Origin of the sequence: Bradyrhizobium sp. 76, assembly GCF_023073025.1 — a bacterium.
Lineage (GTDB): Bacteria > Pseudomonadota > Alphaproteobacteria > Rhizobiales > Xanthobacteraceae > Bradyrhizobium.
In genome coordinates this window covers 18,050-42,307 of record NZ_JADPIS010000149.1, presented here as the reverse complement: position 1 = coordinate 42,307, position 24,258 = coordinate 18,050, and the positions used below count along the sequence as shown (strand labels likewise).

Annotated in this window: 23 protein-coding genes; 9 read left to right on the top strand and 14 right to left on the bottom strand. The window is 65.0% G+C overall.

The features are described 5' to 3' along the window. Positions 1 to 3: 3 nt before the first annotated feature. Complete coding sequence (gene fdhD, locus IVB48_RS35685; protein WP_247407630.1) at positions 4 to 831, top strand: formate dehydrogenase accessory sulfurtransferase FdhD; 828 nt, start codon at positions 4 to 6, stop codon at positions 829 to 831. Continuing rightward, complete coding sequence (locus IVB48_RS35680) at positions 821 to 1,054, top strand: formate dehydrogenase subunit delta (protein ID WP_247407628.1); 234 nt, start codon at positions 821 to 823, stop codon at positions 1,052 to 1,054. Before fdhD ends, IVB48_RS35680 begins: the two co-directional genes overlap by 11 nt. Here IVB48_RS35680 and IVB48_RS35675 read toward each other — a convergent pair. The 13 genes from IVB48_RS35675 to IVB48_RS35615 form a co-directional block, all read right to left on the bottom strand. Beyond that, on the bottom strand, positions 1,011 to 3,998 hold the full coding sequence (locus IVB48_RS35675) for a bifunctional [glutamine synthetase] adenylyltransferase/[glutamine synthetase]-adenylyl-L-tyrosine phosphorylase (protein ID WP_247407626.1): 2,988 nt from the start codon (positions 3,996 to 3,998) through the stop codon (positions 1,011 to 1,013). The two genes, IVB48_RS35680 and IVB48_RS35675, sit on opposite strands and share 44 nt — an antisense overlap. Continuing rightward, positions 3,995 to 5,455 (bottom strand): ATP-binding protein, encoded by a 1,461-nt coding sequence (locus IVB48_RS35670; RefSeq protein ID WP_027569126.1) that lies wholly within the window; start codon positions 5,453 to 5,455, stop codon positions 3,995 to 3,997. The genes IVB48_RS35675 and IVB48_RS35670 overlap by 4 nt, the downstream gene beginning before the upstream one ends. After that, the gene (locus IVB48_RS35665; RefSeq protein WP_035963061.1) at positions 5,439 to 6,119 is read right to left on the bottom strand and encodes a response regulator transcription factor; all 681 of its coding nucleotides are present in this window, start codon (positions 6,117 to 6,119) and stop codon (positions 5,439 to 5,441) included. Before IVB48_RS35665 ends, IVB48_RS35670 begins: the two co-directional genes overlap by 17 nt. Before the next feature lie 281 nt (positions 6,120 to 6,400). Next, complete coding sequence (locus tag IVB48_RS35660) at positions 6,401 to 7,984, bottom strand: Do family serine endopeptidase (protein ID WP_027569124.1); 1,584 nt, start codon at positions 7,982 to 7,984, stop codon at positions 6,401 to 6,403. Between the two features lie 229 nt (positions 7,985 to 8,213). Further along, the gene (locus IVB48_RS35655) at positions 8,214 to 8,696 is read right to left on the bottom strand and encodes a cytochrome c-type biogenesis protein (protein WP_027569123.1); all 483 of its coding nucleotides are present in this window, start codon (positions 8,694 to 8,696) and stop codon (positions 8,214 to 8,216) included. Between the two features lie 4 nt (positions 8,697 to 8,700). Further along, positions 8,701 to 10,683, bottom strand: coding sequence for a heme lyase CcmF/NrfE family subunit (locus tag IVB48_RS35650; RefSeq protein ID WP_027569122.1), 1,983 nt, complete (start codon positions 10,681 to 10,683; stop codon positions 8,701 to 8,703). Further along, complete coding sequence (ccmE, locus tag IVB48_RS35645; RefSeq protein WP_247288840.1) at positions 10,680 to 11,207, bottom strand: cytochrome c maturation protein CcmE; 528 nt, start codon at positions 11,205 to 11,207, stop codon at positions 10,680 to 10,682. Before ccmE ends, IVB48_RS35650 begins: the two co-directional genes overlap by 4 nt. 37 nt (positions 11,208 to 11,244) lie before the next feature. Continuing rightward, a complete protein-coding gene (gene ccmI, locus IVB48_RS35640) occupies positions 11,245 to 12,360 on the bottom strand; it encodes a c-type cytochrome biogenesis protein CcmI (RefSeq protein WP_247407624.1) in 1,116 nt (371 codons plus the stop codon). A 131-nt stretch (positions 12,361 to 12,491) separates the two neighbouring features. After that, complete coding sequence (locus tag IVB48_RS35635) at positions 12,492 to 12,761, bottom strand: hypothetical protein (protein ID WP_007593394.1); 270 nt, start codon at positions 12,759 to 12,761, stop codon at positions 12,492 to 12,494. Positions 12,762 to 12,860: 99 nt separating this feature from the next. Continuing rightward, complete coding sequence (locus IVB48_RS35630) at positions 12,861 to 14,261, bottom strand: hypothetical protein (RefSeq protein ID WP_247407622.1); 1,401 nt, start codon at positions 14,259 to 14,261, stop codon at positions 12,861 to 12,863. 161 nt (positions 14,262 to 14,422) lie between these two features. Beyond that, positions 14,423 to 15,799, bottom strand: a complete 1,377-nt coding sequence (locus IVB48_RS35625; protein ID WP_247407620.1) for a sensor histidine kinase — start codon at positions 15,797 to 15,799, stop codon at positions 14,423 to 14,425. Between the two features lie 121 nt (positions 15,800 to 15,920). Then, positions 15,921 to 16,592 (bottom strand): response regulator transcription factor, encoded by a 672-nt coding sequence (locus IVB48_RS35620; protein ID WP_027569117.1) that lies wholly within the window; start codon positions 16,590 to 16,592, stop codon positions 15,921 to 15,923. Positions 16,593 to 16,822: 230 nt separating this feature from the next. After that, the gene (locus IVB48_RS35615) at positions 16,823 to 16,978 is read right to left on the bottom strand and encodes a hypothetical protein (RefSeq protein WP_007593402.1); all 156 of its coding nucleotides are present in this window, start codon (positions 16,976 to 16,978) and stop codon (positions 16,823 to 16,825) included. 232 nt (positions 16,979 to 17,210) lie between these two features. Between IVB48_RS35615 and IVB48_RS35610 the strand changes: the two genes are divergently transcribed. The 7 genes from IVB48_RS35610 to IVB48_RS35580 all read left to right on the top strand — a co-directional run bounded on the left by IVB48_RS35610 (position 17,211) and on the right by IVB48_RS35580 (position 22,803). Next, positions 17,211 to 18,191, top strand: coding sequence for a Ku protein (locus tag IVB48_RS35610; RefSeq protein ID WP_247407618.1), 981 nt, complete (start codon positions 17,211 to 17,213; stop codon positions 18,189 to 18,191). Between the two features lie 57 nt (positions 18,192 to 18,248). Then, positions 18,249 to 18,485: a hypothetical protein gene (locus IVB48_RS35605; protein WP_027569115.1), complete on the top strand. Its 237-nt coding sequence runs from the start codon at positions 18,249 to 18,251 to the stop codon at positions 18,483 to 18,485. A gap of 173 nt (positions 18,486 to 18,658) precedes the next feature. Further along, positions 18,659 to 18,841 carry a hypothetical protein gene (locus IVB48_RS35600; protein ID WP_027569114.1) on the top strand — a complete coding sequence of 61 codons (183 nt, stop codon included), beginning with the start codon at positions 18,659 to 18,661 and terminating at the stop codon, positions 18,839 to 18,841. Positions 18,842 to 19,032: 191 nt separating this feature from the next. Further along, complete coding sequence (locus tag IVB48_RS35595) at positions 19,033 to 19,197, top strand: Flp family type IVb pilin (protein ID WP_027516964.1); 165 nt, start codon at positions 19,033 to 19,035, stop codon at positions 19,195 to 19,197. A 184-nt stretch (positions 19,198 to 19,381) separates the two neighbouring features. Continuing rightward, entirely contained in the window at positions 19,382 to 20,944 is a 1,563-nt protein-coding gene (locus IVB48_RS35590; RefSeq protein WP_247407617.1) for a hypothetical protein, read from the top strand. Between the two features lie 171 nt (positions 20,945 to 21,115). After that, the gene (locus tag IVB48_RS35585) at positions 21,116 to 22,111 is read left to right on the top strand and encodes a glycosyltransferase family 2 protein (protein WP_247407615.1); all 996 of its coding nucleotides are present in this window, start codon (positions 21,116 to 21,118) and stop codon (positions 22,109 to 22,111) included. 8 nt (positions 22,112 to 22,119) lie between these two features. Next, entirely contained in the window at positions 22,120 to 22,803 is a 684-nt protein-coding gene (locus tag IVB48_RS35580) for a class I SAM-dependent methyltransferase (RefSeq protein WP_247407613.1), read from the top strand. Position 22,804: 1 nt separating this feature from the next. On the opposite strand, the gene IVB48_RS35575 is transcribed toward IVB48_RS35580, so the two are convergent. After that, the gene (locus IVB48_RS35575) at positions 22,805 to 24,250 is read right to left on the bottom strand and encodes a hypothetical protein (protein WP_247407611.1); all 1,446 of its coding nucleotides are present in this window, start codon (positions 24,248 to 24,250) and stop codon (positions 22,805 to 22,807) included. Positions 24,251 to 24,258: the final 8 nt, after the last annotated feature.

The window sequence follows — 24,258 nt, the reverse complement described above, 5'->3', positions numbered from 1 at the left end:
GGCATGCACGTACCGGTCCAGGCCATCGACCGCGAGATCTGGCGCAACGGTGTCGCGTCCGAAGGAGCGCGGCTGATTCCGGAGGAGACGCCGCTGGCGCTGACCTACAATGGCGGCACCTACGCCGTCATGATGGGGACGCCGCAGAACCTCGAAGATTTCGCGGTCGGCTTCAGCCTGGACGAAGGCATCATCAGATCCGTCGATGACGTCAAGTCGCTCGAAATAGTCCGCCTCGACGACGGCATCGAGCTGCGCATGTGGCTGGCACCGGAAAATGCTGCGCGAATCAGCGAGCGCCGCCGCCACATCGCCGGCCCGACCGGTTGCGGCATTTGCGGCATCGACTCGATTGCCGAAGCTGTGCGGCCTGCGGCCGTCGTGCCGCAGGGACAGATGTTTACGCCCGAGCAGGTGATGGCGGCGATGCAGACCATCGCACCGCTGCAATCAATAAATTTGCAAACCCGCGCCGTTCACGCCGCCGCGTTCTGGACGCCTGCCGGCGGTATCGTCGCGCTGCGCGAGGATGTCGGCCGCCACAACGCGCTCGACAAGCTCGCCGGTTCGCTGGCGCGCAGCCGCACGGCTGCAAGCGGCGGCATCGTGCTGCTGACGAGCCGCGTCTCGGTCGAGATGGTGCAGAAGACCGCCGCCATCGGCGCGCCGGTGATGGTCGCCATCTCTGCGCCGACCGCGCTTGCGGTGCGCACCGCGGAGGCCGCCGGCATCACGCTGATTGCCATTGCCCGCCAGGACGGGTTCGAAGTGTTTTCGCATGGCGGCCGGGTTGTCGCCTGTCATGCCACGGAGGTTGCCGATGTCGCCTGACCGCCTGATCTACATGGCCAACCAGATCGGCACGTTCTTTCGGAGCCAGGGCCACGAGAAGGCCGTGCCGGGGATCGCCGACCACATCAAGAAATTCTGGGACCCGCGGATGAAGCGCGCGATCTTCGCCCATCTCGATGCCGGCGGCGTGGGTCTTGAGCCGAATGTACGGGAGGCGCTCACCTCGCTGAAGCCGACGACGTCCATTCCAGCAGCGCCCTGAAGACACGCCGCACCTCGCTCTGCGTCTCCTTCACGCGCGCCTCCAGCGAAGAGAAATGCGGCGCGTCGCCGGCGCGTGCCATCACGCGCAAGAGGTCGGTGCCGGCGGTTTCCGGCTTGAACCGGTCGCTAACGCAGAGCCGCAGGATCTGCGTCAGGTCGTGATAGAGCCGCGCCGCGGCACGCAATATCTCGGTCTCCGATTGCGCGAGCACGCCGAGCCTGCATGCATTGTCCAGCACCTGCGTGGTGCCGACGTCGAGAATCTCCGGTTTCTCGTGAGCATGCACGAGCTGGAGATATTGCGCGATGAAGTCGATGTCGACCATGCCGCCGGCTGCATATTTGAGATCCCAGCAATCGGCCTCGCCCTTCTCCTGGGCAATCGCACGCCGCATGTCGGCAACGTCGTTGGCGATGATTGCGGGATCGCGGCGACGGGTCAGGACATCGCGGATGACGTGTTCGATCCGCTCCCGGAATTCGGGCGAAGCCGACACGACGCGCGCGCGCGTCAGCGCCATGTGCTCCCAGGTCCAGGCCTCGTTGGCCTGGTAGTCCGCGAACGAGACGAGGCTCGAGGCCACAGGGCCGGCACGCCCCGAGGGGCGCAGCCGCATGTCGATTTCGTAAAGCACCCCGTAATTGGTGCGCGTCGTGAACGCGCTGATCAGGCGCTGGGTGAAGCGGGCGAAGTAATGCGCACCTTGCAGTGACTTCGCACCGTCGGAGTCCGGATTGTCGCTGTCGAAATCGTACAGCAGGATCAGGTCGAGATCGGATGACGCGGTCATCTCGCGGCTGCCGAGCCGGCCCATCGCGATGATTGCGCTCTCCTGCCCCTCGATCCGGCCATGCTGGGCGGCGAAGCGGTCGGCGACGAGACCATGCACGGTATGGACGATGCCCTCGGCGACGTCGGCAAAGGCCGTGCTCGCCTGCTGCGCCGAGACGGTGCCGGAGAGAATGCGCGTGCCGATCAGGAACAGGCTCTCCTGCCCGAACAGGCGCAGGCGGTCGAGGAACTCTTCGTAAGAGCCGGCATCCTGCACGGTGGTCGCGAGCCGCCCCGACAATTCCTGCCGGTCGGGCATGGCGCCGAAGAAGCGCGGATCGATCAGGCCGTCCATGAGCTGCGGCTGCCGCGCCAGCATCTCGCCGAGCCGGGGCGCCGCGCCCAGCACCAGGGCCACGAGCGCAACGAGATCGCGATTCTGGCCGAGCAGCGTGATCAGCCGGCCGCCGCGCTGAAGCGCTCCAAGGAAATGGTCGAACGCCACGACGGCTCGATCCGGCTCCTCGGCATGAGCGAGACCGTCGATCAGGGCCGGCACGAATTCGACGAATGCGTTTCGCGTCGCCTCAACGCGGAACACGCGGTACTCGCCGGTGATCCAGTCACGCACGGTCTGCGCGACGGCGGCAGGCTTCTTGAAGCCGAGCGTGGCCAGATACTGAAGCAGCCGCGAATCGTCGGGACCCGCACCGTAGTCGAGCGCCGGCAGCTTGGCCGTGCCGGTCGGATCGTCGCCCTCGAACAGTTTTTCGTAGTGGCCCTGGACGATCTCGAGCTGGCGCAAAAGGTCGCGGGCAAAGGCCTCGCGATCCGGATAACCGAAGAACCAGGCGAAACGCTCGACCGCTTCCTTGTCCTCGGGCAGCGTGTGGGTCTGCTCGTCGGCTATCATCTGGAGGCGATGCTCGACCCGGCGCAGGAATTGGTACGCCGTGGTCAGCTCGTCACGCGCGGCGACCGTGATCCAGTTGCTGGAAGCTAGCACGCCGAGCGCGGCGAGCGTCGGCCGCACGCGCAGTTCGGGATGCCGGCCGCCGGCGATCAATTGCTGGGTCTGGGCGAAGAACTCGATCTCGCGGATTCCGCCGCGCCCGACCTTCACGTTATGGCCTTCGACTGCGACCTCGCTCTGGCCGCGATAGGTCTGCATCTGCCGCTTCATGTCGTGAACGTCGGCAAGCGCGGCGAAGTCGAGATGCTTGCGCCAGACGAAGGGCGCGATCTCCGCGAGCAGCGCCTCGCCCGCCCTGGGATCGCCGGCGCAGACGCGCGCCTTGATCATCGCGGCGCGCTCCCAGGTGCGCCCTTCCCGCTCGTAATAATTCAGCGCGGCGTCGCGCGAAATCGCCACCTGCGTCGAGGATGGATCGGGACGCAGGCGCAGATCGACGCGGAAGACGTAACCGTCATAGGTGCGCTGCTGGAGAATGCGTGCAATCCCCTGCGTCACCCTCACGAAGAATGGCTGGGGTTCGATATCGGCGGCGAGCGTCGTATTGTCGGGATCGAAAAACACGATGAGATCAATGTCGCTGGAATAGTTCAGCTCGCCTGCGCCCATCTTGCCCATCGCAAGCACGATCAGCCCGCAGCCCTCTTCCGGCGCCTCGGGATTGGGCGGCGAGAGCTTGTCGCGTGCGGCTTCCTGCCGCAGCAGGTATTGAAGCGCCGCCCGCACCGAGGACACTGCGACATCGGTGAGCGCTGCGGTCACCCGCATCACCGGCCAGACCCCGCCGATGTCGCACAGTGCGATCAGGAGCGCGGCCTCCGCCTTCATGCGGCGCAGCAGCCGCATCACCTCGGCTTCGTCGGATGCCGCGAGCACCGCGCCGTTCGCCTCCGCGACCAGCGTGGCGAGATGCGCATCCGGATCGCATTCCAGCAGCCGGATCAGACGCTGCGGATCGGCGCGCAGCAGCTCAAACAGATAAGGCGAGAATTCCGCGATGCCGGCCAGGATGTCCCGCGCGAAGCGGTGAGCCAGCAGCGCTTCAAGACGAGTGAATTGCGCGGGCTCGAGCTCGGCCAGCCAGCTTTCAAAACGTCCTTGGTCGGTGACGGAAGCGGCAATATGGGGAGCCTCCGCAAAGCGCGCGGCAAGTCTCTCACCATGCTTGTCCGCGTTTCCCGGCGCGGAATGGTTCATGCCACCTTCTGTGGCACATCCTGCATTGGCGGAGCAACCCTGTCGCCAGCCCCCGCGCGCGCCGGCAGCACCAGCGTGGCGACAAGACCGGGCTGGGCGTCACCCAACCTCAACTCACCGCCATGCAATGTCGCGACCGCGGAGGCGAGACTGAGGCCGAGGCCGGATCCAGGCAGCGTGCGGCTCGCTTCCAGCCGCACGAATCGTTCCACCACATGCTTGCGGTCGGCTTCGGGGATGCCGGGACCGCGATCGGTGACGCTGAGCAGCACTTGATCGCCCTCGCGCCTCGATTCGATCGTGATCTGCCTGCCCTCCATGCTGACCACAGTTCCCGCCGGCTGCGCGGCCGGCTTGCCGTATTTGATCGCATTCTCGACAAGATTGGCGAGGGCCTGGCTGATCAATTCGCGGTTGGCGTGGACCGGGGTCGGCTCGCACCTGACCTTCAAGGTCATGCCATCGTCTTCGGCCAGTGGCTCGTAGAGCTCGTGAATGCCGTTGGCGACATCGGCCGCGTCGAAATCATCCATGTTGCCGCGCGCCTGCCCGGACTCGGCGCGCGCGATCATCAGCAGCGCGTTGAAGGTGCGGATCAGCCCGTCCGATTCCTCGATGGTCCGCTCCAGCGCGGCGCGGTAGTCGGCCTCGCCGCCGGATTTCGCCAGCGCCTCCTCGGCGCGGTTGCGCAGGCGCGTCAGCGGCGTCTTGAGGTCGTGGGCGATGTTGTCGGAGACCTCCTTCAGCCCCGCCATCAGCGCCTCGATCCGCTCCAGCATCGCGTTGAGGTTTTCGGCGAGGCGGTCGAGCTCGTCGCCGCTGCGCCCCACAGGCAGGCGTTCGCTGAGATCGCCCGTCATGATGCGATGGGCGGTGCCGCTCATCGCGTCGATGCGCCTGAGCACCCTGCGCGCCACGAAGATACCGCCGCCAAGGCCGAGCACCACGACGATCAGGATCGACCATTGCGCGGCTTTCGCCACGATGCCGAACAGCCGTCGCCGCTCGGCCAGATCGCGTCCGATCAGAAGCCGGAAGCCGTTTTCCAATTCGGTGACGCGGACCAGCGCAAGATGGTCCCGATCATCGGCATCCTCGATCCGCCGGTAGGCGGTCTCGGACCAGCCGCGCGTCGCCATCACGCCGGGCGCGAGCGAGCCGACATTGCCGGCGATCGACTGGCCGGTCGGCGTCGTCACCAGATAGAGGTTGGCGCCCGGCCGCAGCGCCCGGTACTCGATCGCGAGCACGAGAGCGCGCAAGCCGCGGCGGCCGTAGATCTCGTTAATCTCAGACGTCTCGGCATTGACCGTCTGCGTGATTTCCTCGGTGATCAGCCGCCGCGTATTCCAGGCGAAATAGGCCAGCAGCGAGGCCGCGAACATCGCGAACAACAGCAAATAGACCAGCGTCAGCCGGAATGCCGTGGTGCGGACGAGTTTACCGAATGCCGTCACGAATCATGTATCCCGCGCCGCGGATCGTGTGCAGCAGCGGCCGCTCAAAACCCTTGTCGATCTTGGAACGCAACCGTGAAATGTGCACGTCGATCACGTTGGTCTGCGGATCGAAATGATAGTCCCAGACGTTCTCCAGCAGCATGGTGCGGGTCACCACCTGGCCCGCATGCTTCATCAAATATTCGAGCAGGCGGAATTCGCGCGGCTGCAGCGTCAGCTCGTCCTTGCCGCGTGCGACGCGGTGGGAGAGCCGGTCGAGCTCGAGATCGCCGACCCGGTACAGCGTGTCCTCGGCCGGACCGCCGCGGCGGCGCGACAGCACCTCGACCCGGGCCAACAGCTCGGCGAAGGAATAGGGTTTCGGCAGATAGTCGTCGCCGCCGGCGCGCAGGCCCTTGATGCGGTCGTCGACCTGGCCGAGCGCGGAGAGAATCAGCACCGGCGTCGAATCATCCTTGTCGCGAAGCGCGCCGATCACCGACAGGCCGTCGCGCTTGGGCAGCATGCGGTCGACCACCAACACGTCGTAGTCGCCGTTCTCGGCCATGGCGAGGCCTTCCTCGCCGTCACCGGCGTGGTCGGCAATGTGCCCGACCTCGCGAAATGCCTTCACGAGGTAGTCGGCGGATTCGCGGTCGTCTTCGATGATGAGGAGGCGCATCGTGCGTTCGGCAACGGTCAAGGGAGTGAACCTTCTCTAAACATGGCGCGAGCGGCAATCGCATGCAAGCCGAGTGAGAGACTCTGGCATGGAGAAAAAGGCGGGCGGTGAAGCTGGGGGGACTTCACCGCCCTAGGCCTTCCGACGGAGGGGGGCGTATTCCACCGGAAGGTAGACAGGGGAAGCAAACGTTGCGCTGCTCCCCCGAAGGGCGCCGTCGGCGGGGGCGACTGATGCCGGCGACACCCTTCATCTCGGAGGTCCTGAGGCCGGGCCCTTCGTTACCCCTTGGCGATGGGCACGGCGACGAAGCGCGACTGGCCGCCGCTCTTCACTCGCATCAGGACGCTGTTCTTGTTGTCTGTCCGCGCCGTGTTGATGGCGTCGCGGACTTCGCCGGCGGTGCTCACGCTCTTGCCGCCGACTTCGAGAATCACGTCGCCTTCCTTGAAGCCGCGTTCGGCAGCCGCGCTCTTCGGATCGACCTCGGTGATCACGACGCCTTCCTTGCCGGCGCCGGCCACGGAATCGGCGGGCGCCACGGTCATGCCGAGCTTGGGCACGTCGGTGCCGCGGCTCGCGCCCTTGCCGCTGTCCTTGTCGATGTCGGCCTTGGCCTCGATCGTGTTCGGCAGCTGGCCGAGGGTGAGGTTCACCACCTTGTCCTGGCCCTTGTGCAGCACGTTGAGCTTCACGGTCGCGCCAGGCGCCAGGCCGCCAATGGTACGGGCGAGCTCGCGGGCGTCCTTGACCGATTCGCCGTTGACCGACGTGATCACGTCACCGGACTCGATGCCGGCCTTGGCCGCCGGACCATTCGCCTGCGGCTCGGCAACCAGCGCGCCTTCGGCCTTCTTCATGCCGAGGCTGTCGGCGATGTCGGATGTCACCGGCTGAATCTGCACGCCGATCCAGCCGCGGCTGACCGAGCCCTTGTCCTTGAGCTGCGCCACCACGCTCTTCACGGTGCTCGCGGGAATCGAGAACGCGATGCCGACGCTGCCGCCGGAGGGCGAGTAGATCGCGGTGTTGACGCCCATCACCTCACCGTTGGTGTCGAAGGCCGGACCGCCGGAATTGCCCTTGTTCACGGGCGCGTCGATCTGGATGAAATCGTCGTAGGGGCCGTTGCCGATGTCGCGGCCGCTGGCCGAAACGATGCCGGCAGTCACGGTGCCGCCGAGGCCGAACGGGTTGCCGACCGCGAGCACCCAGTCACCGATCCGCGGCTTGCCGTCGGCAAGCTTCGCGAACGGGAAGTTCGAGCTGCCCTCGACCTTGATCAAGGCGAGGTCGGTGCGCTGATCGGTACCGATCACCTTGGCGGTGTAGGTCTTGCCGTCGTCGGTCGTGACCTCGACCTTGTCGGCGCCATCGACCACGTGGTTGTTGGTCACGGCAAAGCCATCAGCCGAGATGAAGAAGCCGGAGCCCTGGCCCTGCACGACGCGGCCGCGACCGCCACCACCCTTCAGGCCCGGCATGCCATCCGGACCGCCGAAGCGGCGGAAGAACCGCTCCATCGGCGAGCCCGGCTGGAACGGCGACTGCGCGTCATCGCCATCATCATTGCTCGCGGTCTTTTCCTTGATGTTGACCTTCACCGAGATCACCGACGGCTTCACGCGCTCGACGATGTCGGCGAAACCGATCGGGCGTTCGACCTTGCGGACCTCGTTGTTGACCTGTGCATGCGCCGGGCTCGAGAACAGGTCGGCCGGCGAGGTCGACGTGCCGAAGCCGTAGACGGCGGCGCCGAGGCCGGCGACGACCGAGGCCATCAGCGCGATCTTGCGGGCTGAGAAAACGGATCGGCGGGGCTGCCGGTAGGACGGAAGGTGCGAGAGGTCGGAACGGTCGGTCATGCAGAGATCTCCAGGGCCTTGAAATCCATTTGGCGCCTGACGGCGGCGCCTTACGAACCTGAAGATGGGGGCTGCCGCCTTACCGTGCGCTGGCGGCGGGGTTAAACTTTTGTAATGAACGCGGATGCGGATGCGGCAGTTTATCGCGGCCGAAAGTGTTGAACCGGCAGGAACTTAACGAGGTTCCAGGAACGCCCGCGCAGTGCCGGCTCGATGCGCAGCAACGTAGCTAGCGCGATTTGGCTTCATCCGCCATCAATGCGGCGAGCCGCGCTTCCTCGTCGGGCGTGAGCGGCGGAGCCGGTAGGTCTGCACCATTTCGCGAGCGCCGGCGGATTTGAAGCCATAGCGCCAGGCCGCCGCCAAGCAGCAGCAGCGGCGCGAGCAGCCACAGCAGCATGTTCTGGCGCTCGAAGCGCGGCTTGAGCAGCACGAACTCGCCGTAGCGCGCGACCAGGAAATCGAGTACTTGCGAATTGCTGTCGCCGGCCGCGATGCGCTCGCGCACCAGGAGCCGCAAATCGCGCGCGAGCGGCGCATCGGAATCGTCGATCGACTGGTTCTGGCAGACCATGCAGCGCAGCTCGCGCGACAAGTCGCGTGCACGCGACTCCTTCACAGGGTCCGACATGATCTCATCGGGCTGCACGGCATGCGCCGCAGGCAAGGCCAGCAACATCAGTGCGACGAACGCGACCATCATTCGACGCATCAGATCACTCCGCCGGCTGCAGGCGCTGCTTGGCCCGCGCCGGTTTTGGCGCACCGACCCGCAGGCGCCGGTCCGACAGCGACAGCACGCCGCCGAACGCCATCAGCACCGGCCCCCACCAGATCAGCAGCACCAGCGGCTTGTGATAGATGCGCACGGCAATGGCACCCTCGGCAGTGGCGTCGCCGAGCGAGATGTAGAGCTGGCTGGCGCCACGCGTCAGCAGCGCGGCCTCGGTGGTCGAGGAGCCGCGGGTGGTGAAGCTGCGCTTGGACGGCGTCATCACGCTGAGCTTCTCGCCGTCGTGGCTGACGTTGAATTCGGCGATCATCTCGTGGAAGTTCGGCCCTTGGCGCTGAAACAGGCCGTCCAGCTTGACGTCATAGCCGGCGACATGGGCGACGTCGTTCTGCTTCATCGTGGCGATATATTCGCTGTTCCAGGTGGTCTCGCAGACGATTCCGATCAGCGCGACGCCGAGGCCGGCATGCGCGAATACCGAGCCCCAGGCCGAGCGCGGCAGACCGCGGGCACGATGCAGCGTCGTCGCGAACGGCAGGCGGAACAAGCCGGTTCGTTCGGCCAGATCCGTCGCAGCGCCGGCAATGACGAAGACGCCAAGTCCGATTGCCAATGGCGCCAGCGCGCTGCCGCCGAGCGCCCAGCCCCAAACCATGGCAACGGCGACAAGCCCGGCAACGCCGGCCGCGAGCAGACGTTGGGTGACGCCAAGCAGATCGCCGCGTTTCCATGCCAGCATCGGCCCGAACGGCACGGCGAGCAGCAACAGCGTGAACAGCGGGGCGAAGGTCAGATTGTAGAAGGGAGCACCGACCGACATCTTGAAATCGGCGAGCATCTCCATCGCCAGCGGATAAAGCGTGCCGAACAGCACCACCGCGCAGGCGACCGTGAGCAGCAAATTGTTCAGCACCAGCGCACCCTCGCGCGAGATCGGCGCAAACAGGCCGCCTTGCTTCAACGAGGTCGCGCGCCCCGCGAACAGCGACAGGCTGCCCCCGATGAACAGGCAGAGAATCAGGAGAATGAACACGCCGCGGGTTGGATCGGTCGCGAAGGCATGCACCGAGGTGATGACCCCCGAGCGCACCAGGAAGGTGCCGAGCAGCGACAGCGAGAAGGTCAGGATCGACAAGAGGATGGTCCAGACCTTCAGCGCGTTGCGCTTCTCCATCACCAGAGCCGAATGCAGCAGCGCTGTTCCGGCAAGCCACGGCATCAACGAGGCGTTCTCGACCGGGTCCCAGAACCACCAGCCGCCCCAACCCAGTTCGTAGTAGGCCCAGTACGAGCCCATGGCGATACCGAGGGTCAGGAAGATCCAGGCGACCAGCGTCCACGGCCGCACCCAGCGCGCCCACGCGGCGTCGATCCGCCCCTCCAGCAACGCCGCGATCGCGAAGGAGAACGAGATCGAGAAGCCGACATAGCCGAGATAGAGCATTGGCGGATGCACGGCGAGACCGATGTCCTGAAGCACCGGATTGAGATCGCGTCCCTCGATCGGCGGGTTGGCGATGCGCAGGAACGGGTTGGAGGTCACCAGGATGAAGAGATAGAAGGCGCTGGCGATCCACGCCTGTACGGCCAGCACATGCGCGCGCAGCGACAGCGGCAGATTGTTACCGAAGGCCGCGACCAATCCGCCGAACAGCGCGAGGATCGACACCCACAAGAGCATCGAGCCTTCATGGTTTCCCCACACGCCGGTGATCTTGTAGAGCAGCGGCTTCATGGAGTGGGAATTCTCGTAGACGTTCGCGACCGAGAAATCCGACTCTACGTGCAGCATCACCAATGCGATGAACGACGCACCGACGAACAGAAGCTGCGCCAGCGCAGTGGAGCGCGCCACATTCATCAGCGCATCATCGCGCAGCCGCGCACCGATCAGGGGCACGATGGATTGGATCAGTGCCAATCCGAGCGCCAGCACCAGCGCGTAATGTCCTGACTCCGCGATCACCGCACTGCTCCCTGCGGATTGCCCTGCGCGGTCGTGGCCGCGGGCTTGACGCTATCGGAAGCCTTGACGCCATCATAAGTCTTGGCGCCGTAGTCATCCTTCCAGTGCCCCTGCTTCTTCAGGGCATCGGCGACGTCCTTGGGCATGTAGGTTTCGTCGTGCTTGGCGAGCACGGTGTCGGCCTTGAACACGCCATTGGCGTCGAGCGCGCCTTCGGCGACGACGCCCTGCCCTTCCCGGAACAGATCGGGCAAAATGCCCTTGAAGGCGACCGGAAGCTTTGCGCCGCCGTCGGCGACCTCGAAGGTCACTGCGAGATTGTCGCCGCGCTGGAGCGAGCCGGGCTGCACCAGGCCGCCGAGGCGAAACCGCTTGCCGGGCGCAACGTGCTTCTCGGCGACCATGGTCGGCGTCGAGAAGAACACGATGGAGTCGCGCAATGCGTTGAGCACCAGCCCGGCGGCGAGCGCGAGCACGGCAAGCGAGCCGCCGATGATGGTCATACGTCGCTGCTTGCGCGTCATGGCGTATCCATTCCCTGCTCGTCTCGTCCTGACATCATCATCCGTCGAGCCCGAGTGTCTTGAGGCCTTCATCGAGCTGGCGCAACCGCGCTGCATCGTTGGCAACCGCCTGGCGGGCATCGGTCGATGCCCCCACCGCCTTGTCGCGATCACCCATCACGAGATAGGCGCGCACCAGGCGCAGCCAACCCTCGACGTCGTCGCCGTTCTGCTTGAGGCGCGTGGCGAGCCGTTCGACCATGCCGCGAACCATCGCGTTGCGATCGCCCTCTTTCATGTCCTTGGAAGCTGCGAGGGTTTCATCCGACAGCGCCGGCATCGTAGCGCCACCGCCGCCGACCCGGGCGAGCGAGGTCTGCACCAGAGGGCGCCACGGCGCATCCGCCGGCGCTTTCGCCAGCAGCGCGCGCCAGATGTTGGCGGCATCGTCCTTGCGACCGTCCTGCTCGGCGGCGAGACCGAGAAAATAGTTCGCCTTGGGGTCGTCAGCGCTGAGCGCCCGCGCGCGCTCGAACTCGGTCTTGGCCTCGGCGGTCACGACGCCGCCGGCGGCGGCCGAGATCGCTTCGCCGAGATCGGACCGGCGCTCCGCGCTCTCGCCATTGTAGGTGAGCGAGTTGCGATAGGCCCGCACGGCGTCGTCGAAGCGGCCAAGCCGCTCCAGCACGGGCGCGATCACGTTCCAGCCGCGCCCGTCGGTCGGATTCTTTTCCAGATGTTGCTCGACCTGGATGACCAGATTCTCGAGCGACTGCGCCATGCCGGACCCGGATCCGCGCTCCCGCTGCGCCAGTGGAAAGTCCTGAAGCCTGGGCGAGCCGAGCGGCACATAGACGCTGATCGCAACCAGCGGCAGGCCGGCAAGCGCCAGCACGGCCGCCGCGCGGCGCCATTTGAGGCTGGATTTCGGCGCCGTTGCGGGCTCGCTGCCGGCTGCGGCGAGCAGCCTGCGGCTGACCTCGACGCGCGCGGCCTCGGCTTCGGGCGCAGCGATCAGCCCTGCGGCAAGATCACGCTCGATCTCGGCGAGTTGGTCCTTGTAGACCGCGACCTCGCTGCCCTGATTTTGCGCGCGTCCGCTACGGCCGAGCGGCAAAAGCACGGCGAAGATCGCCGCGACCGTCATCAGCGCGAACACGAACCATAGCATCATCTGGCAAGCTTCCGGCAGCGCGCAAGCCGCGCCCACAGGTGGCTTTACACCACGGCCGGACGATGCGGCAATTGACAATTGTCAATTCGGCGCGACCGCGCACAGTCCCGAAATGGTGAAAATCCAACGGCTTAGCCGATCTCGAAGTCCGCGCTTTGAGCGGCGTCCTCGCCATGCCCGTTGAAGGCCTTCAGGAAGTATGTTCCCGGCTCGATAGCGTCGGGCAATCTGATGCGCAACGCCCCGACCGGAACGGGCGATGCAACCCTGGTGACCGTCTCAGGAAGCTGCCGACCGCTTGCCTTCTCGACCAGCACCACCTTCGCGCCGACCATCAGCCTTTGATATTTGGCAACGACGACGCGATTCTCGATTTCGATGGAACTGATAACGGATTTCATGCGCCCACAGATAGAAATATCAAAATTTGCACGGCGACCGTAGGGCCCGACATCGGCATCGTCAACCTGAAATTGTGACTACTGAAATATGCGCCTGGATCAGCTCGCGCGCGACGATTTGCGCTCGCCCGTGGCCGCGTTCTCCGCGGCGCGGCTCATCAGCGAAGCATAATCATCGCCGAACAGCACTTGGCAGAAGCGGATCGCGGCCTGCACCTGCTGCTGCCGATAGGTGCGGACCTTGTGATCGGCGCCGCGCAGCGACTGCACCAGCTGCTCGGTTGAACGCTCGACATATTGCTGCAGGTCGGAATAGGTGCGCAGTGTCACCTCGTTGATCGCAAGCTCGCTCGCATAGTTGCGACAGGTCGCGACGAAATCGATCAGCGCCACGGTTTCCTCGACCTCGGTGCTGTCGATCCGCGCGCCCGGCGGAATGTCCTTCTCGGCGCGCTGGCGCAGGATGCGGCGGACGCGGCCGGGAACGCTGTCGATCTCGGATTGCAGCGCGTTGGAGATGTCGGCCCGGATCGAGGTCAACTGCTTGCCCCAGGCGGAATCGTTGCGCAGGTCGAGTTCGGTACGCAGGCCCCGGACGCCGTCGTGCAGCGTCTTGAGATTGCCGGCGACATTGTCGAAATGGCCGCGCTTGATGTCCATGCGCAGGACGGCGGCCACGCAGGACAGATCATGCAGCGCCATTGTGACGGCGACTCCATAGGGCGTTGCCGCGACACGGATCTCGTCGTCGGACGCGGCAATCTTGATGGCGAGGCGGATGATCTGCCACGGCGCGGTCATCCGTTGCACGACCATCGAGAGCGCGAAGGGCAGCATCTGCGGCGTCTGGAGGACGGGAATGTTGAGCGCGGCAGTCACCGAGGCGATCTGGGCATCGCCGAAGGCGCGCAAAGAGCGCGGCAGCTTCTCGTTCAGGGTGCCGATAGCCTCGCGGACCGCGAGGACCGCCCCGGTCGAATAGAGATCCTCGATCACGTTGGGCGGACCGACGCGGGCGAGCGCACGCGATTTGTCACCCCCGCCCGGCCCCGTCAGCTCGAAGATGGCATCCGCGGCGACCGCCTGGAGCTTCGAGGCCAGCGCTTCGACCTGCCCTGCACTGTCGGCCGGCATGCGCGCCAGCGCCGCCTCGAATTCGCTCAGCTTGGCCGGAGCACCGTCGCGGCCGAGCCATTGCCAGATCGGAGCCAGGGAAGAGCGGCGGATCTGCCCGGCCCGGATCAGGGCGCCTGCTTCGACCAGGAATGGTTCCAGTACCTGGAACAGTAGCCGCGACAGATCGTCCGTGCGCGGCGGTGTTGCTTCCTCGGCTTCCGTCTTGCGGACAATCTTGCGCAGCTGGTCGAGCACGAGGGTCGCCACGGCCGTGTCCTGGCCGCGCTCGAGCGCGCGCTCGAACTCCCGCATCAGCAGTGCCTGCGCCTGCGGCGGGAGCTGCGCGAGATATTCCCTCAGCCGCTCGATCGATGTCTGGCTCATGCGCCCGGGTAATGAACGGTAAATGGCGAACGTGGGATCCGTCCTGCTCGATCATAGGTGGGCCCGCTTAAGAAGCCGTTTAGGAAGTCGCTCCGAATACCCCTGGTTTCTTCCGGATCGGTGTGCTTCTGCAGGTCAAATAGTCGCGTCGGAACAAGGGATTATAGTCCGGGGAGGACCAGCTCCGCCCGCAAGCCCCCGGTCGGCGCGCGACCGAGTGAGAGGCTGCCGCCGTAGAGCGCAGCGAGCTCGGTCACGATCGACAGCCCCAGCCCCGATCCGGGCTTGGACTCGTCGAGCCGTTGGCCGCGCCGTGAGACCTGGGTACGCTCGGCCTCCGACAGGCCGCGGCCGTCGTCGTCGACGATGATATGCAGCCGCGGACCGGCGCTCGCCTGATGCGGCGCCTCCACCAGAACTTCGATGAAGACCCGCGAGGTCGCCCATTTGCAGGCGTTGTCGACGAGATTGCCGACCATCTCCTCCAGATCCTGCCGCTCGCCGCGAAATTTCGCCGACGGATCGGCCTCGGCCTCGACCACGATGCCGCGGCCGCGGTGGATCTTCTCCATGGTCCGCCGCAATGCCTCGATGGCCGGTGCAACCTCCGTCACCGTCGCAACGACCGAGACCCGCGCCGCGATGCGCGCGCGCTCGAGATGATGGGCAACCTGGTCGCGCATCACGTCCGCCTGCTCCATCACCTTTGCCGCGAACGGATCGGCGGGATGCGCGCCGGCCTCGTTCACGATGACCGAGAGCGGCGTCTTGATGGCGTGAGCGAGGTTTCCGACATGGGTGCGGGCGCGCTCGACGATCTCGCGATTGGCGTCGATCAGCGCGTTGGTCTCGCGCGCCAGCGGCGCGATCTCGACCGGGAACTCGCCCTCGAGCCGCTCCGCCCGCCCGGACCGGATGTCGGCGATGGATTCGGAGATGCGCTTGAGCGGCGCGAGACCGAAGCGGACCTGGAACACGGTGGTCAGCAGCAACACGATGCCGAGCGCAGTGAAGGTGCCGCCGAGATAGTAGTCGAAACTGCGCGTCTCGTCGAAAATCTCGGTGTCGTCGCCGGCGACACTGACGAGAAATTTGCCGTCCGCGCCGAGATCGACCGGCCGCTCCACCATGCGCAGGTTCTGTCCCTCCGGACCGTCGACATAAGCGATCCGGATGCCGGCGGCGGTAAGCTCGGTGCCCTGCTCTTCAAGCTTCGGCAGCTTCTTGTCCCAGAGCGAGCGCGACGAGCGCACCTCCGGCTTTTCGGGGTCGGTCCGCGTGATCTGCCAGTACCAGCCGGACAACGGCAGCTCGAACAGAGGCTCGCCGAGCGACTGGAACTGGCGGTCCGGCGGCTCGTCGGGGGTGGCGACCTCGGCGATCAGTGTGCGGAGATAGAGATTGAGCCGGCGGTCGAAGGCGCGCTCGGTGGCGTTCTTGTAGACCGACGACAGCACCACGCCGGTGATGGCCAGGATCACCACGAGCCACGCGGTCGCCGACAGGAACAGGCGGTTCGCGAGCGAGCTGGCGGGCATCGGAATGATCCCGGAGGCGCGGGGTGGCATGGCGTCGGAACTCATGACCCGAACAAGGCCTCTGCCGGGCCGCCCGTCAAGCCAAGATACGTCTAGACAAGATCGTTCGAGACACCACGGTTCAAGCGCCGGGGGGCGGCGGGGTCAGGAGATAGCCGAGGCCGCGGACAGTCTGGATGATGTCGACGTCGAGCTTCTTGCGGATGCGGCCGACGAAGACCTCGATGGTATTGGAGTCGCGGTCGAAGTCCTGGTCGTAGAGATGCTCGACCAGCTCGGTGCGGGACACGACGCGCCCCGAATGATGCATAAGGTAGGCCAGAAGCCGATATTCGTGCGACGTCATCTTGATGGGATTGCCTGATACGCTGACCCGGCCGGTCCTGGTATCGAGCGTGACGGGGCCGCAGCTCAGCTCGCTTTGGGCGTGGCCAGTGGAGCGGCGCAGCAGCGCGCGGATGCGCGCCAGCACCTCCTCCAGGTGGAACGGCTTTGCGACGTAGTCGTCGGCGCCGGCATCGAAGCCCTGGACCTTGTCGCTCCAGCGGTCGCGCGCGGTGAGGATTAGGACCGGCATCGTGCGGCCGTTGCGCCGCCAGGCTTCCAGGACCGAGATGCCGTCCTTCTTCGGCAGGCCGATGTCGAGCACCACGGCATCGTAGGGCTCGTTGTCACCGAGATAATGCCCCTCCTCCCCGTCGAAGGCGCGATCGACGACATAGCCGGCGTCGGTCAGCGCCTTGGTGAGCTGGCGATTGAGATCGGGGTCGTCCTCAACGACGAGCAGGCGCACGCTTCTCTCCAGAATTAGGCCGCATGAACACCCGCACAGATGAGCAATTCCGGCGTGAACTGAATATGAACGCGGGGAACCGGCCGCGTTACTTTTTGGTCATATCCGACCTGTTCGCGCTAAACGCATTGCGCCCGCCAAGCCACCGGACGAACCGACGGCCTGGCGGGCGCAATGTGCCGCGTTATGCGGCGAGTCGGAAGGTGCGAACCGTCCGGTCGATCTGCCGATCAGGTCCGGAAGAACACGAACCAGATGACCGCGAGGATCAGGATCGCAAGCCCGGTGGATATGGCGAGCAGCGCCGCCACCGACGGCCCAGGCTCGCCCTGGCGCGCCTCGGTCGGAGTTTCCACGATCTGACGTTGGTCTCGCGTGGTTGCCATGGTGACCTCAATTCTGGCTGTCGCGTCGGATGGCCGCGACTGCTCGCGGCGGAATGTCTCGTGGCAACGCATGATGGGATATGATGTTCCGGCCTTTGCGGCCTGATCAGGTTGCACCCGCGCACCGGCGGCCGGTTAACGCAGTTGCAAGATTCAGCAATCCGCCTTGCTATGATTCGTTGTTCCCCGATGGTATCTTCGTCTTCTGTCCCCGTTGCGTTTGGAGTAGCCCATGGCCCCCCGCGCCAATTGGAAGGGTTTTCTGCGTTTGTCGCTCGTGACCTGCCCGGTCGCGCTCTATCCGGCCACTTCGGATACCGAGAAGGTCTCGTTCAACCAGATCAACCGCAAGACCGGCCACCGGATCAAGTACCTCAAGGTCGACGCCGAGACCGGTGACGAGGTGACCTCGGAGGACATCGTCAAGGGCTACAAGGTCGACACCGACACCTATATCGAGGTCACCAAGGACGAGCTCGACGACATCGCGCTGGACTCCACCCACACGATCGAGATCGACGAGTTCGTACCGAAGACCGACATCGACAGCCGCTATCTGATCCGCCCCTATTATCTCGTGCCCGATGGCAAGGTCGGCCACGACGCCTTTGCGGTGATCCGCGAGACGATCCGGAGCATGGACAAGGTGGCGATCGGCCGCGTGGTGCTGACCAACCGCGAGCACATCATCGCGCTGGAGCCGCTCGGAAGCGGCCTGATGGGGACGCTGCTGCGCTACCCTTATGAGGTGCGCGGCGAGAAGGACTATTTCGACGACATCCAGGACGTGAAGCTGACCAAGGACATGCTCGACCTTGCTAAGCACATCGTCGAGAAGAAGTCCGGCGCGTTCGAGCCCGAGCTGTTCGAGGACCATTACGAGACCGCGCTGATCGACCTCATCAACAAGAAGCGTAGCGGCGCGCCCATCGCAGCAAAGGCCGCGCCCAAGACCGGCGGCAACGTTATCAACCTCATGGACGCGCTGAAGAAGAGCATCGCGAACGAGAAGGACGCAAGCCCCGTGGCGAAGGTCGCCAAGGACGTGACCAAGGACGCCATCAAGGGCAAGAAGCCGAAGAAGCGCGTCGAAGGCCAGCGCGAGATGCTGCTGCCGATCGCCGGCAAGGGCGGCAAGGACGCTGCGAAAGCCGCTCCCAAGAAGGCCGACAAGCCAGTGCGCGCGCCGGCGCGGGCGAAGAAGGCCGGCTAGAACCATCGCACAGCGACGACGCCGTGATGCCTCCCCTCGTCGATCGGCCGACCTGACATGCCCTGGTCGACCGCGTTCGACGACCCCATTTCGTTACGTGGCGGGCGCAAGCTCCGGACGCTGCAAGAAGCTGCCGATCACATCATGCGACTGCCCGAGGATACGCAGCATGCGAGCCACTGGCAGACCGCGATCGAAACCCTGATCAACGCGGCCGAGACCGGCGGCGGCTGGATGATGTTCGCCCGCATCGCGGTGTTGCGGGCGCTGAATGCGGACGCTCGGCGCGACTGAGCTTTGCACCCCGGTCGAGAACAGGCTCAACAATCCGTTAAGCCAAGCCCGCGCTTTCAGCGTCTGCCCGCAGTCGCGGGGGCGGCACGTAATCCTACGGAAGACAAAATTAACCGACGCTTCCCGCTCAGCGCAGCATGGTCGCCCTCGATTGAACCCGGGGTTGCAGGCTCGTGCAGCAGCAGGACGCCAGAAAGAACTACATCGGCATCGTCAACGACGCGGCCGAGGAAGAAAGCCTCGCCGGCAGCTCCGCGCGGGCGCAGCCGTCCGTGGTCAGCTATCTGGTCGGACGTCTGGCGATAGTGCTGAAACGCCCGGGCAAGGCGGCGCCGAAACGCCAAATATCGTCCTGAGACACCACGACGAAATCGCCAAATGCGTCTGAATTGGGTGACGAAACCTTAAGTCAATCGATGACACCATATCAAACGGCAGGTGAGGACCATCCACCTGCGTTTTGACGCGCCCGCGAAAAATTAGTGAATCAATTTACCATTCCGAAAACGGCACCAGCCTAGGTTGGACGGATGAACAGGAGTTGACGATGACTTTGCTCAAGTCATTTCTTGCCGACGAAAATGGTGCCACCGCCATCGAGTATTGTCTGATCGCCACGGGCATCGCGCTCGCGATCATCACGGCCGTGAACAACACGGGCGGTGCACTCCTGAGCGGCAAATTCAACTCGATCAGCGCGGCGGTGAAGTAGCCGGCATAGCCGGCGCGCCGCAATCTCATCAGCACGAGTCCGCGTGCAGCGCGCCGGATGACGGGCTCCTCCTTCCGATGCGGCGGCGACCCCAGCTTGATTTTCGCGAAGTTCACATTATGGCGTTGTGTCGTGCGGTTGCGCCGTCGTAGAGCGTAAGCTCAAACTCCAGCGGCCCTATGACATGATTCCTTCCGACAAGCCGACCTCGACAATCCGGGCTCGTCTTGGCTCGGACCAATCGGTGGCGATCACCGTTCTTGCTGTCCTGGTGGCCCTGTCGTTTCTTCCGGTGGCGCTGACCCCTATCCCCGCGATGGTCGACTATCCCAATCACCTCGCCCGGATGTACATTTTGAGCCAGAACGGCACTCCCAATGCCAATCCGTATTACGAAGTGGCCTGGGCATTCTATCCCAACCTTGGAATGGATCTGCTGGTCCCGCAAATGGCGCGGCTGATCAGCGTCGAGAACGCCACGCGGCTGTTTCTGCTCCTGAGCCAATTGCTGATCGTCGGAGGCGCGCTTTTGCTCGAATGGGCCCGGAAGGGACGGGTCCATCTCGCCGGCTTTGCGGCGCTCGCTTTCCTTTACTGTCTGCCGTTCAGCTGGGGCTTCGTGAATTTCGAGTTCGGACTGGGCCTCGCTCTCTGCGGCATCGCGCTCTATCTGATGCTCGCGGAACGCCGATGGCCACTGCGTTTCGTCGTCAACATGGTCTTCGTCGCGGCGCTGTTTGCGGCGCATTTCTTCTCCCTCGGCATCTACGGGGCGACGCTCGGCCTTTACGAGCTCTCGCGCATCCGCCATGGGCGAATATCTTACGGTGTCGCCGCCGCGCGGCTCGCTGCGTTGGCCATACCGGCGCTTGCCCTGTTTGGGACCATGCGCATGACCGCGGGATCGATCGGAAGCGAAGGAACGAACTGGTTCTTCGGATTCAAGCCGATCTGGCCGTTGCGCATCATGAACGGCTACAATTTGACGGTCGCGGCGGCGACCGGGCTTACGCTGATGATCTCGCTGTTCTTCGCCGCAAGGCGCGGCGTCCTCAAGCTCGAAGCAGCCGGAATCTGGCTCGCGATCGGCTTCGCGCTGCTCTATGTCGTCATTCCCTCGAAGCTGTTCGGAACCTCGTTCGTCGACCTGCGCGTGATCCCCGCTGCGGCTCTGATCCTGCCGGCTTTCTGCTCGCTGACGCTGCCCAGCCGGGTATGGGGAATGGCAGCGCTCGCCGCGGTCAGTAGCGTCATACTGATCAATCTCGCTGTCGTGCTCGCGGTCTGGCTGCCTTACCGCACCGACTATGCGGCCATCGTCGCATCGTTCCACAAGATCGATCGCGGTTCGCGCATCCTCGTCGCCAGCACGGACGACAATGGAGACCCGCCCTTCGCCGACCTCACCTCGTATCCGATGTATTATGCGCCGACGCTGGCCGTGCACTATGCCAACGCGTTCGTGCCCAATCTATTCACGGAAGCGGGCAAGCAGCCCGTACGGCCCCGCGAGGACGTTCGCCGTCTTGCCATTCCCTACGGGGGGCCGGTGCCGCTCGGCGTGCTTACCGCGATTGCGGCAAGCCGGCCGCCGGCTGGCGTTCCGCCGTTCGTCAGCACCTGGCACCAGGATTACGACTATCTCTACGTCCTCGGGCCGAAGGTCGCAAACCCGCTGCCGGATCTACTGGAAGCGCTGGACACCTCGGAGCGATTTGTTCTCTACAAGATCCGCCGCAAGTCCTAGGCCGAAGTCCTAGGCCGAAGCGCTGCCCAGCGTGGTTAATCGGGTATCACCATCCGCACCCGCCTCATTGGAAGCCGCCACGGCGCCCCATATCCTTAATGGTTGTGGCAAGGCGACCTTAACCACCACCGGCATAGACTTCCGCTCCTGCAACGAGTTGGACTCTCTCGCATGGCGGCCAATTTCCAGTCGATCCGCTACAGCCTCGTCATCCCCGTGTTCAACGAGGAAGCCGTGTTGCCGGTGCTGCTGCGCAGGCTCGACCTGGTCTTGTCCCGGCTCGACGGGCCGGCAGAAGCAATCTTCGTCGACGACGGCAGCAGTGATTCCAGCTCGATCGTGCTACAGGCACTCGCCACGCGCGACCCGCGCTTTCGCTATATCGGCCTGTCGCGAAATTTCGGGCATCAGATCGCCATCACCGCCGGCATGGACGCCGCGCAAGGTGAAGCGATCATCGTCATGGATGCCGATTTGCAGGATCCGCCCGAAGTGATCGAGCAATTGATCGCAAAATGGCAGGAAGGCAACGACATCGTCCACGCCCGCCGCCTGTCGCGCGACGGCGAAAGCCGATTCAAGCGCGCGACTGCGCATCTGTTCTACCGGCTTCTCGGCAGGATGTCCTCGGTCGGCATCCCCGCCGATGTCGGCGACTTCCGCCTGATCGATCGCAAGGTGCTCGACGCGCTTCGGCAGATGCCGGAGCAGGACCGCTTCGTACGCGGCATGATCGCATGGCTCGGCTTCCGGCAGGCCGAGGTCACCTTCCACCGCCTCGAGCGTGCAGCGGGCGAGACCAAATATCCGCTGTTCAAGATGGTGCGGCTCGCGACGAACGCCGCGCTCGGCTTTTCCGATCTGCCCTTGCGGCTCGCAATCTGGTGCGGATTGACCGTCTCGGGTCTGGCACTGCTCTATGGCGGCTGGGTGATCCTGTTGTGGCTCAGCAACGACAGTCATCTCGTGACCGGCTGGTCCTCGACGATCGTCGTCGTGTCCCTGCTGTGTGGAATGAATATGCTGATGACGGGCATCGTGGGGCTTTACGTCGGCCGCATCCATGCCGAGGTGAAACGGCGTCCGCTCTATGTGGTGCAGACACGCGCCGGCTTCGACCGCAACGAGGCGGCAGCCGCACCCGCGATCCACGCCGTCAACGAGTGACCCAGCGCATGACCGAACTCTTCGACGGTTATCACGACAACTACCGTGACGTGGTCCAATCCTCGATCGACTTCTCCGGCTTGCCGCATCATTTCTTCATGCGCGCCAAGGCCGATCTGCTGGGCAATCTGATCGCGCAGCGGCTCGACACGGAGAGGCCCGACATGCTGGACGTCGGCTGCGGCGTCGGCAGCCTTCATCCGCTGCTGCACGGCATGGTCGGCCGCTTGAGCGGCATCGACGTTTCGTCGGCCAGCCTGGCGCAGGCACGCGCTGACAATGGCAGGGTCGACTACCGTGAGTTTGACGGCCGCACCTTTCCATTCGACGATGCCAGCTTCGATCTGGTCACGGCCGTCTGCGTGATGCACCACGTCGTGCCGGCTGAATGGGCGCAATTCATCGCGGAGATGCGGCGCGTGACCCGCCCCGGTGGACTCGTCTGCGTCATCGAGCACAACCCGTACAACCCGCTGACCCGCCTTGCCGTCGCGCGTTGTGAGTTCGATCGGGACGCCGTCTTGCTCGGGGCGGGCAAAGCCCGAAACTTGATGGCTGCCGGCGGCTTGCGCGAGATCGGTGCGCGCCATTTCCTGCTGCTGCCCTGGGACACCAAGCCCGCGCGGCGCCTCGAAGCGACCCTGAGCGGCGTGCCGCTCGGCGGCCAATACGCCGCCTTCGGGACCGCTTGATCTATCTTTGCGGCATATCTCGCCGCTTGTGCACGACCGCCACGTCGTCGCTGTAGACGCGTTGCCATTGGGGTAGCCGGTCCAGCATCGCTATCGCCGGCGTCCCCGGCGCGAGCAGCGTCGCGCCGATGTTGTATTCGTCGAGCAACTTCAGAAAGTCGCCGAGGTCGACCAGCGCCAGAGCGCGATTGTAGCGGTTGATGAACGCTCCCCCGTACAGTTCACCGCGACCGTCGATAAAGGTGGGAATGCCGGCAAAGATCAAATAGCCACCGAAGGAATAGTCGTTGAGCACGTGCCCCGTCGTGGCGAGCTTGGCTTCAGTGACGGCAGCCTGAGGGGTAATGGCCGGAGCCGGCCGTATGTCACGGGCCAGCGTCGCCCCGCTCACCGCGATCAACACACCGAGCGCGGCCAGGTTCAGGCCGCGCGACGAGCCGGCAGCATCTTCCGCAATCGGTCCGCCGAACTTCCGCCCCAGCGGAGCCGCCAGATAGAGCGGCGCCAGCATGGCCAGCAGATCCGCATTGCGGATCTGGGCCAGCGCGAAATGCAGCAAGCCGATCACGACCAAGGCCCGCACGACCGGCAGTGTCACGCCGCGCGAGAGCGCGAAGATGCCGGCCAGCAGCAGCAACTCGAAGAAGCCTATGTGGCTGAAATCCTGCGGCCGCCATTCCGCGATCCAACCGAGCGCGGGGCCGAGGCCGAGCGTGGTCAGGGGCATCAGCAGCGGTTCCGGCCCATAGGGCGTCAGGCAGGACGCCGCGACCGCAAGCGCTGTGAATGGTAGCCAGCGCAGGAATACGCGAGGCCATTCGCTGCGCTTCTCGCGCAGCAGCGCCTCGAGCCCCGCGGGGCCGATCAGACCAAGCGCCAGCACCACACTGCCGTGCAGATTGGCCCACACGACCAGCAGAGGAAGGGCCCAGTACGGCGGAGGCCCTCCACGATCCATGCAGCGTACCAGGGCAGCCGCCCAGGTCACCATCAGCGGCAGCACCAGCACATGTGGCCGCGCCAGCATATGCGGCGCCAACAGGATGACGGCCGCGATCACCATGAGCAGCGTCTGGGTCGGCGACAGCTCGCGCAGCAGGAAGAACGTGAACAGGCCGAAGGAGAGCGCTATCGCCGCGGCGCCGACGACGAGGACGCCCTGCCAGCCGGCAAGCGCGTAGGCTCCGGCGTAGATGATCTCCGAGAGCCATTCGAAGGTGATCCAGGGGGCGCCGTGCCTCGAAAAAGAAAATGGGTCGCTCGCCGGCAGCGTGCCGTGCGCGATGATCCAGCGCCCGACCTCGATGTGCGAATAGGTGTCGGGATCATTGAGCAGCCGCGGTCCTAGGATCAGCAGCAGGACATAGACGCCAAGGCTCACCAGCCAGGGGAGCGCCGCGCGCGCCGAAAACGGTTGAACCTCGCTGTGGACGGCCTGTTCACTCATGGCGAGCG

Coding starts and splice junctions, on each gene's coding strand:
- IVB48_RS35665 (WP_035963061.1), bottom strand. CDS start 6,119: ATGCGCCTCCTCATCATCGAAGACGACCGCGAATCCGCCGACTACCTC.
- ccmE (WP_247288840.1), bottom strand. CDS start 11,207: ATGACGCGCAAGCAGCGACGTATGACCATCATCGGCGGCTCGCTTGCC.
- IVB48_RS35585 (WP_247407615.1), top strand. CDS start 21,116: ATGGCGGCCAATTTCCAGTCGATCCGCTACAGCCTCGTCATCCCCGTG.
- IVB48_RS35605 (WP_027569115.1), top strand. CDS start 18,249: ATGCCCTGGTCGACCGCGTTCGACGACCCCATTTCGTTACGTGGCGGG.
- IVB48_RS35590 (WP_247407617.1), top strand. CDS start 19,382: ATGATTCCTTCCGACAAGCCGACCTCGACAATCCGGGCTCGTCTTGGC.
- IVB48_RS35655 (WP_027569123.1), bottom strand. CDS start 8,696: ATGCGTCGAATGATGGTCGCGTTCGTCGCACTGATGTTGCTGGCCTTG.
- IVB48_RS35630 (WP_247407622.1), bottom strand. CDS start 14,261: ATGAGCCAGACATCGATCGAGCGGCTGAGGGAATATCTCGCGCAGCTC.
- IVB48_RS35610 (WP_247407618.1), top strand. CDS start 17,211: ATGGCCCCCCGCGCCAATTGGAAGGGTTTTCTGCGTTTGTCGCTCGTG.
- IVB48_RS35580 (WP_247407613.1), top strand. CDS start 22,120: ATGACCGAACTCTTCGACGGTTATCACGACAACTACCGTGACGTGGTC.
- IVB48_RS35575 (WP_247407611.1), bottom strand. CDS start 24,250: ATGAGTGAACAGGCCGTCCACAGCGAGGTTCAACCGTTTTCGGCGCGC.
- IVB48_RS35635 (WP_007593394.1), bottom strand. CDS start 12,761: ATGAAATCCGTTATCAGTTCCATCGAAATCGAGAATCGCGTCGTCGTT.
- IVB48_RS35625 (WP_247407620.1), bottom strand. CDS start 15,799: ATGCCCGCCAGCTCGCTCGCGAACCGCCTGTTCCTGTCGGCGACCGCG.
- IVB48_RS35680 (WP_247407628.1), top strand. CDS start 821: ATGTCGCCTGACCGCCTGATCTACATGGCCAACCAGATCGGCACGTTC.
- IVB48_RS35675 (WP_247407626.1), bottom strand. CDS start 3,998: ATGAACCATTCCGCGCCGGGAAACGCGGACAAGCATGGTGAGAGACTT.
- IVB48_RS35595 (WP_027516964.1), top strand. CDS start 19,033: ATGACTTTGCTCAAGTCATTTCTTGCCGACGAAAATGGTGCCACCGCC.
- fdhD (WP_247407630.1), top strand. CDS start 4: ATGCACGTACCGGTCCAGGCCATCGACCGCGAGATCTGGCGCAACGGT.
- ccmI (WP_247407624.1), bottom strand. CDS start 12,360: ATGATGCTATGGTTCGTGTTCGCGCTGATGACGGTCGCGGCGATCTTC.
- IVB48_RS35660 (WP_027569124.1), bottom strand. CDS start 7,984: ATGACCGACCGTTCCGACCTCTCGCACCTTCCGTCCTACCGGCAGCCC.
- IVB48_RS35615 (WP_007593402.1), bottom strand. CDS start 16,978: ATGGCAACCACGCGAGACCAACGTCAGATCGTGGAAACTCCGACCGAG.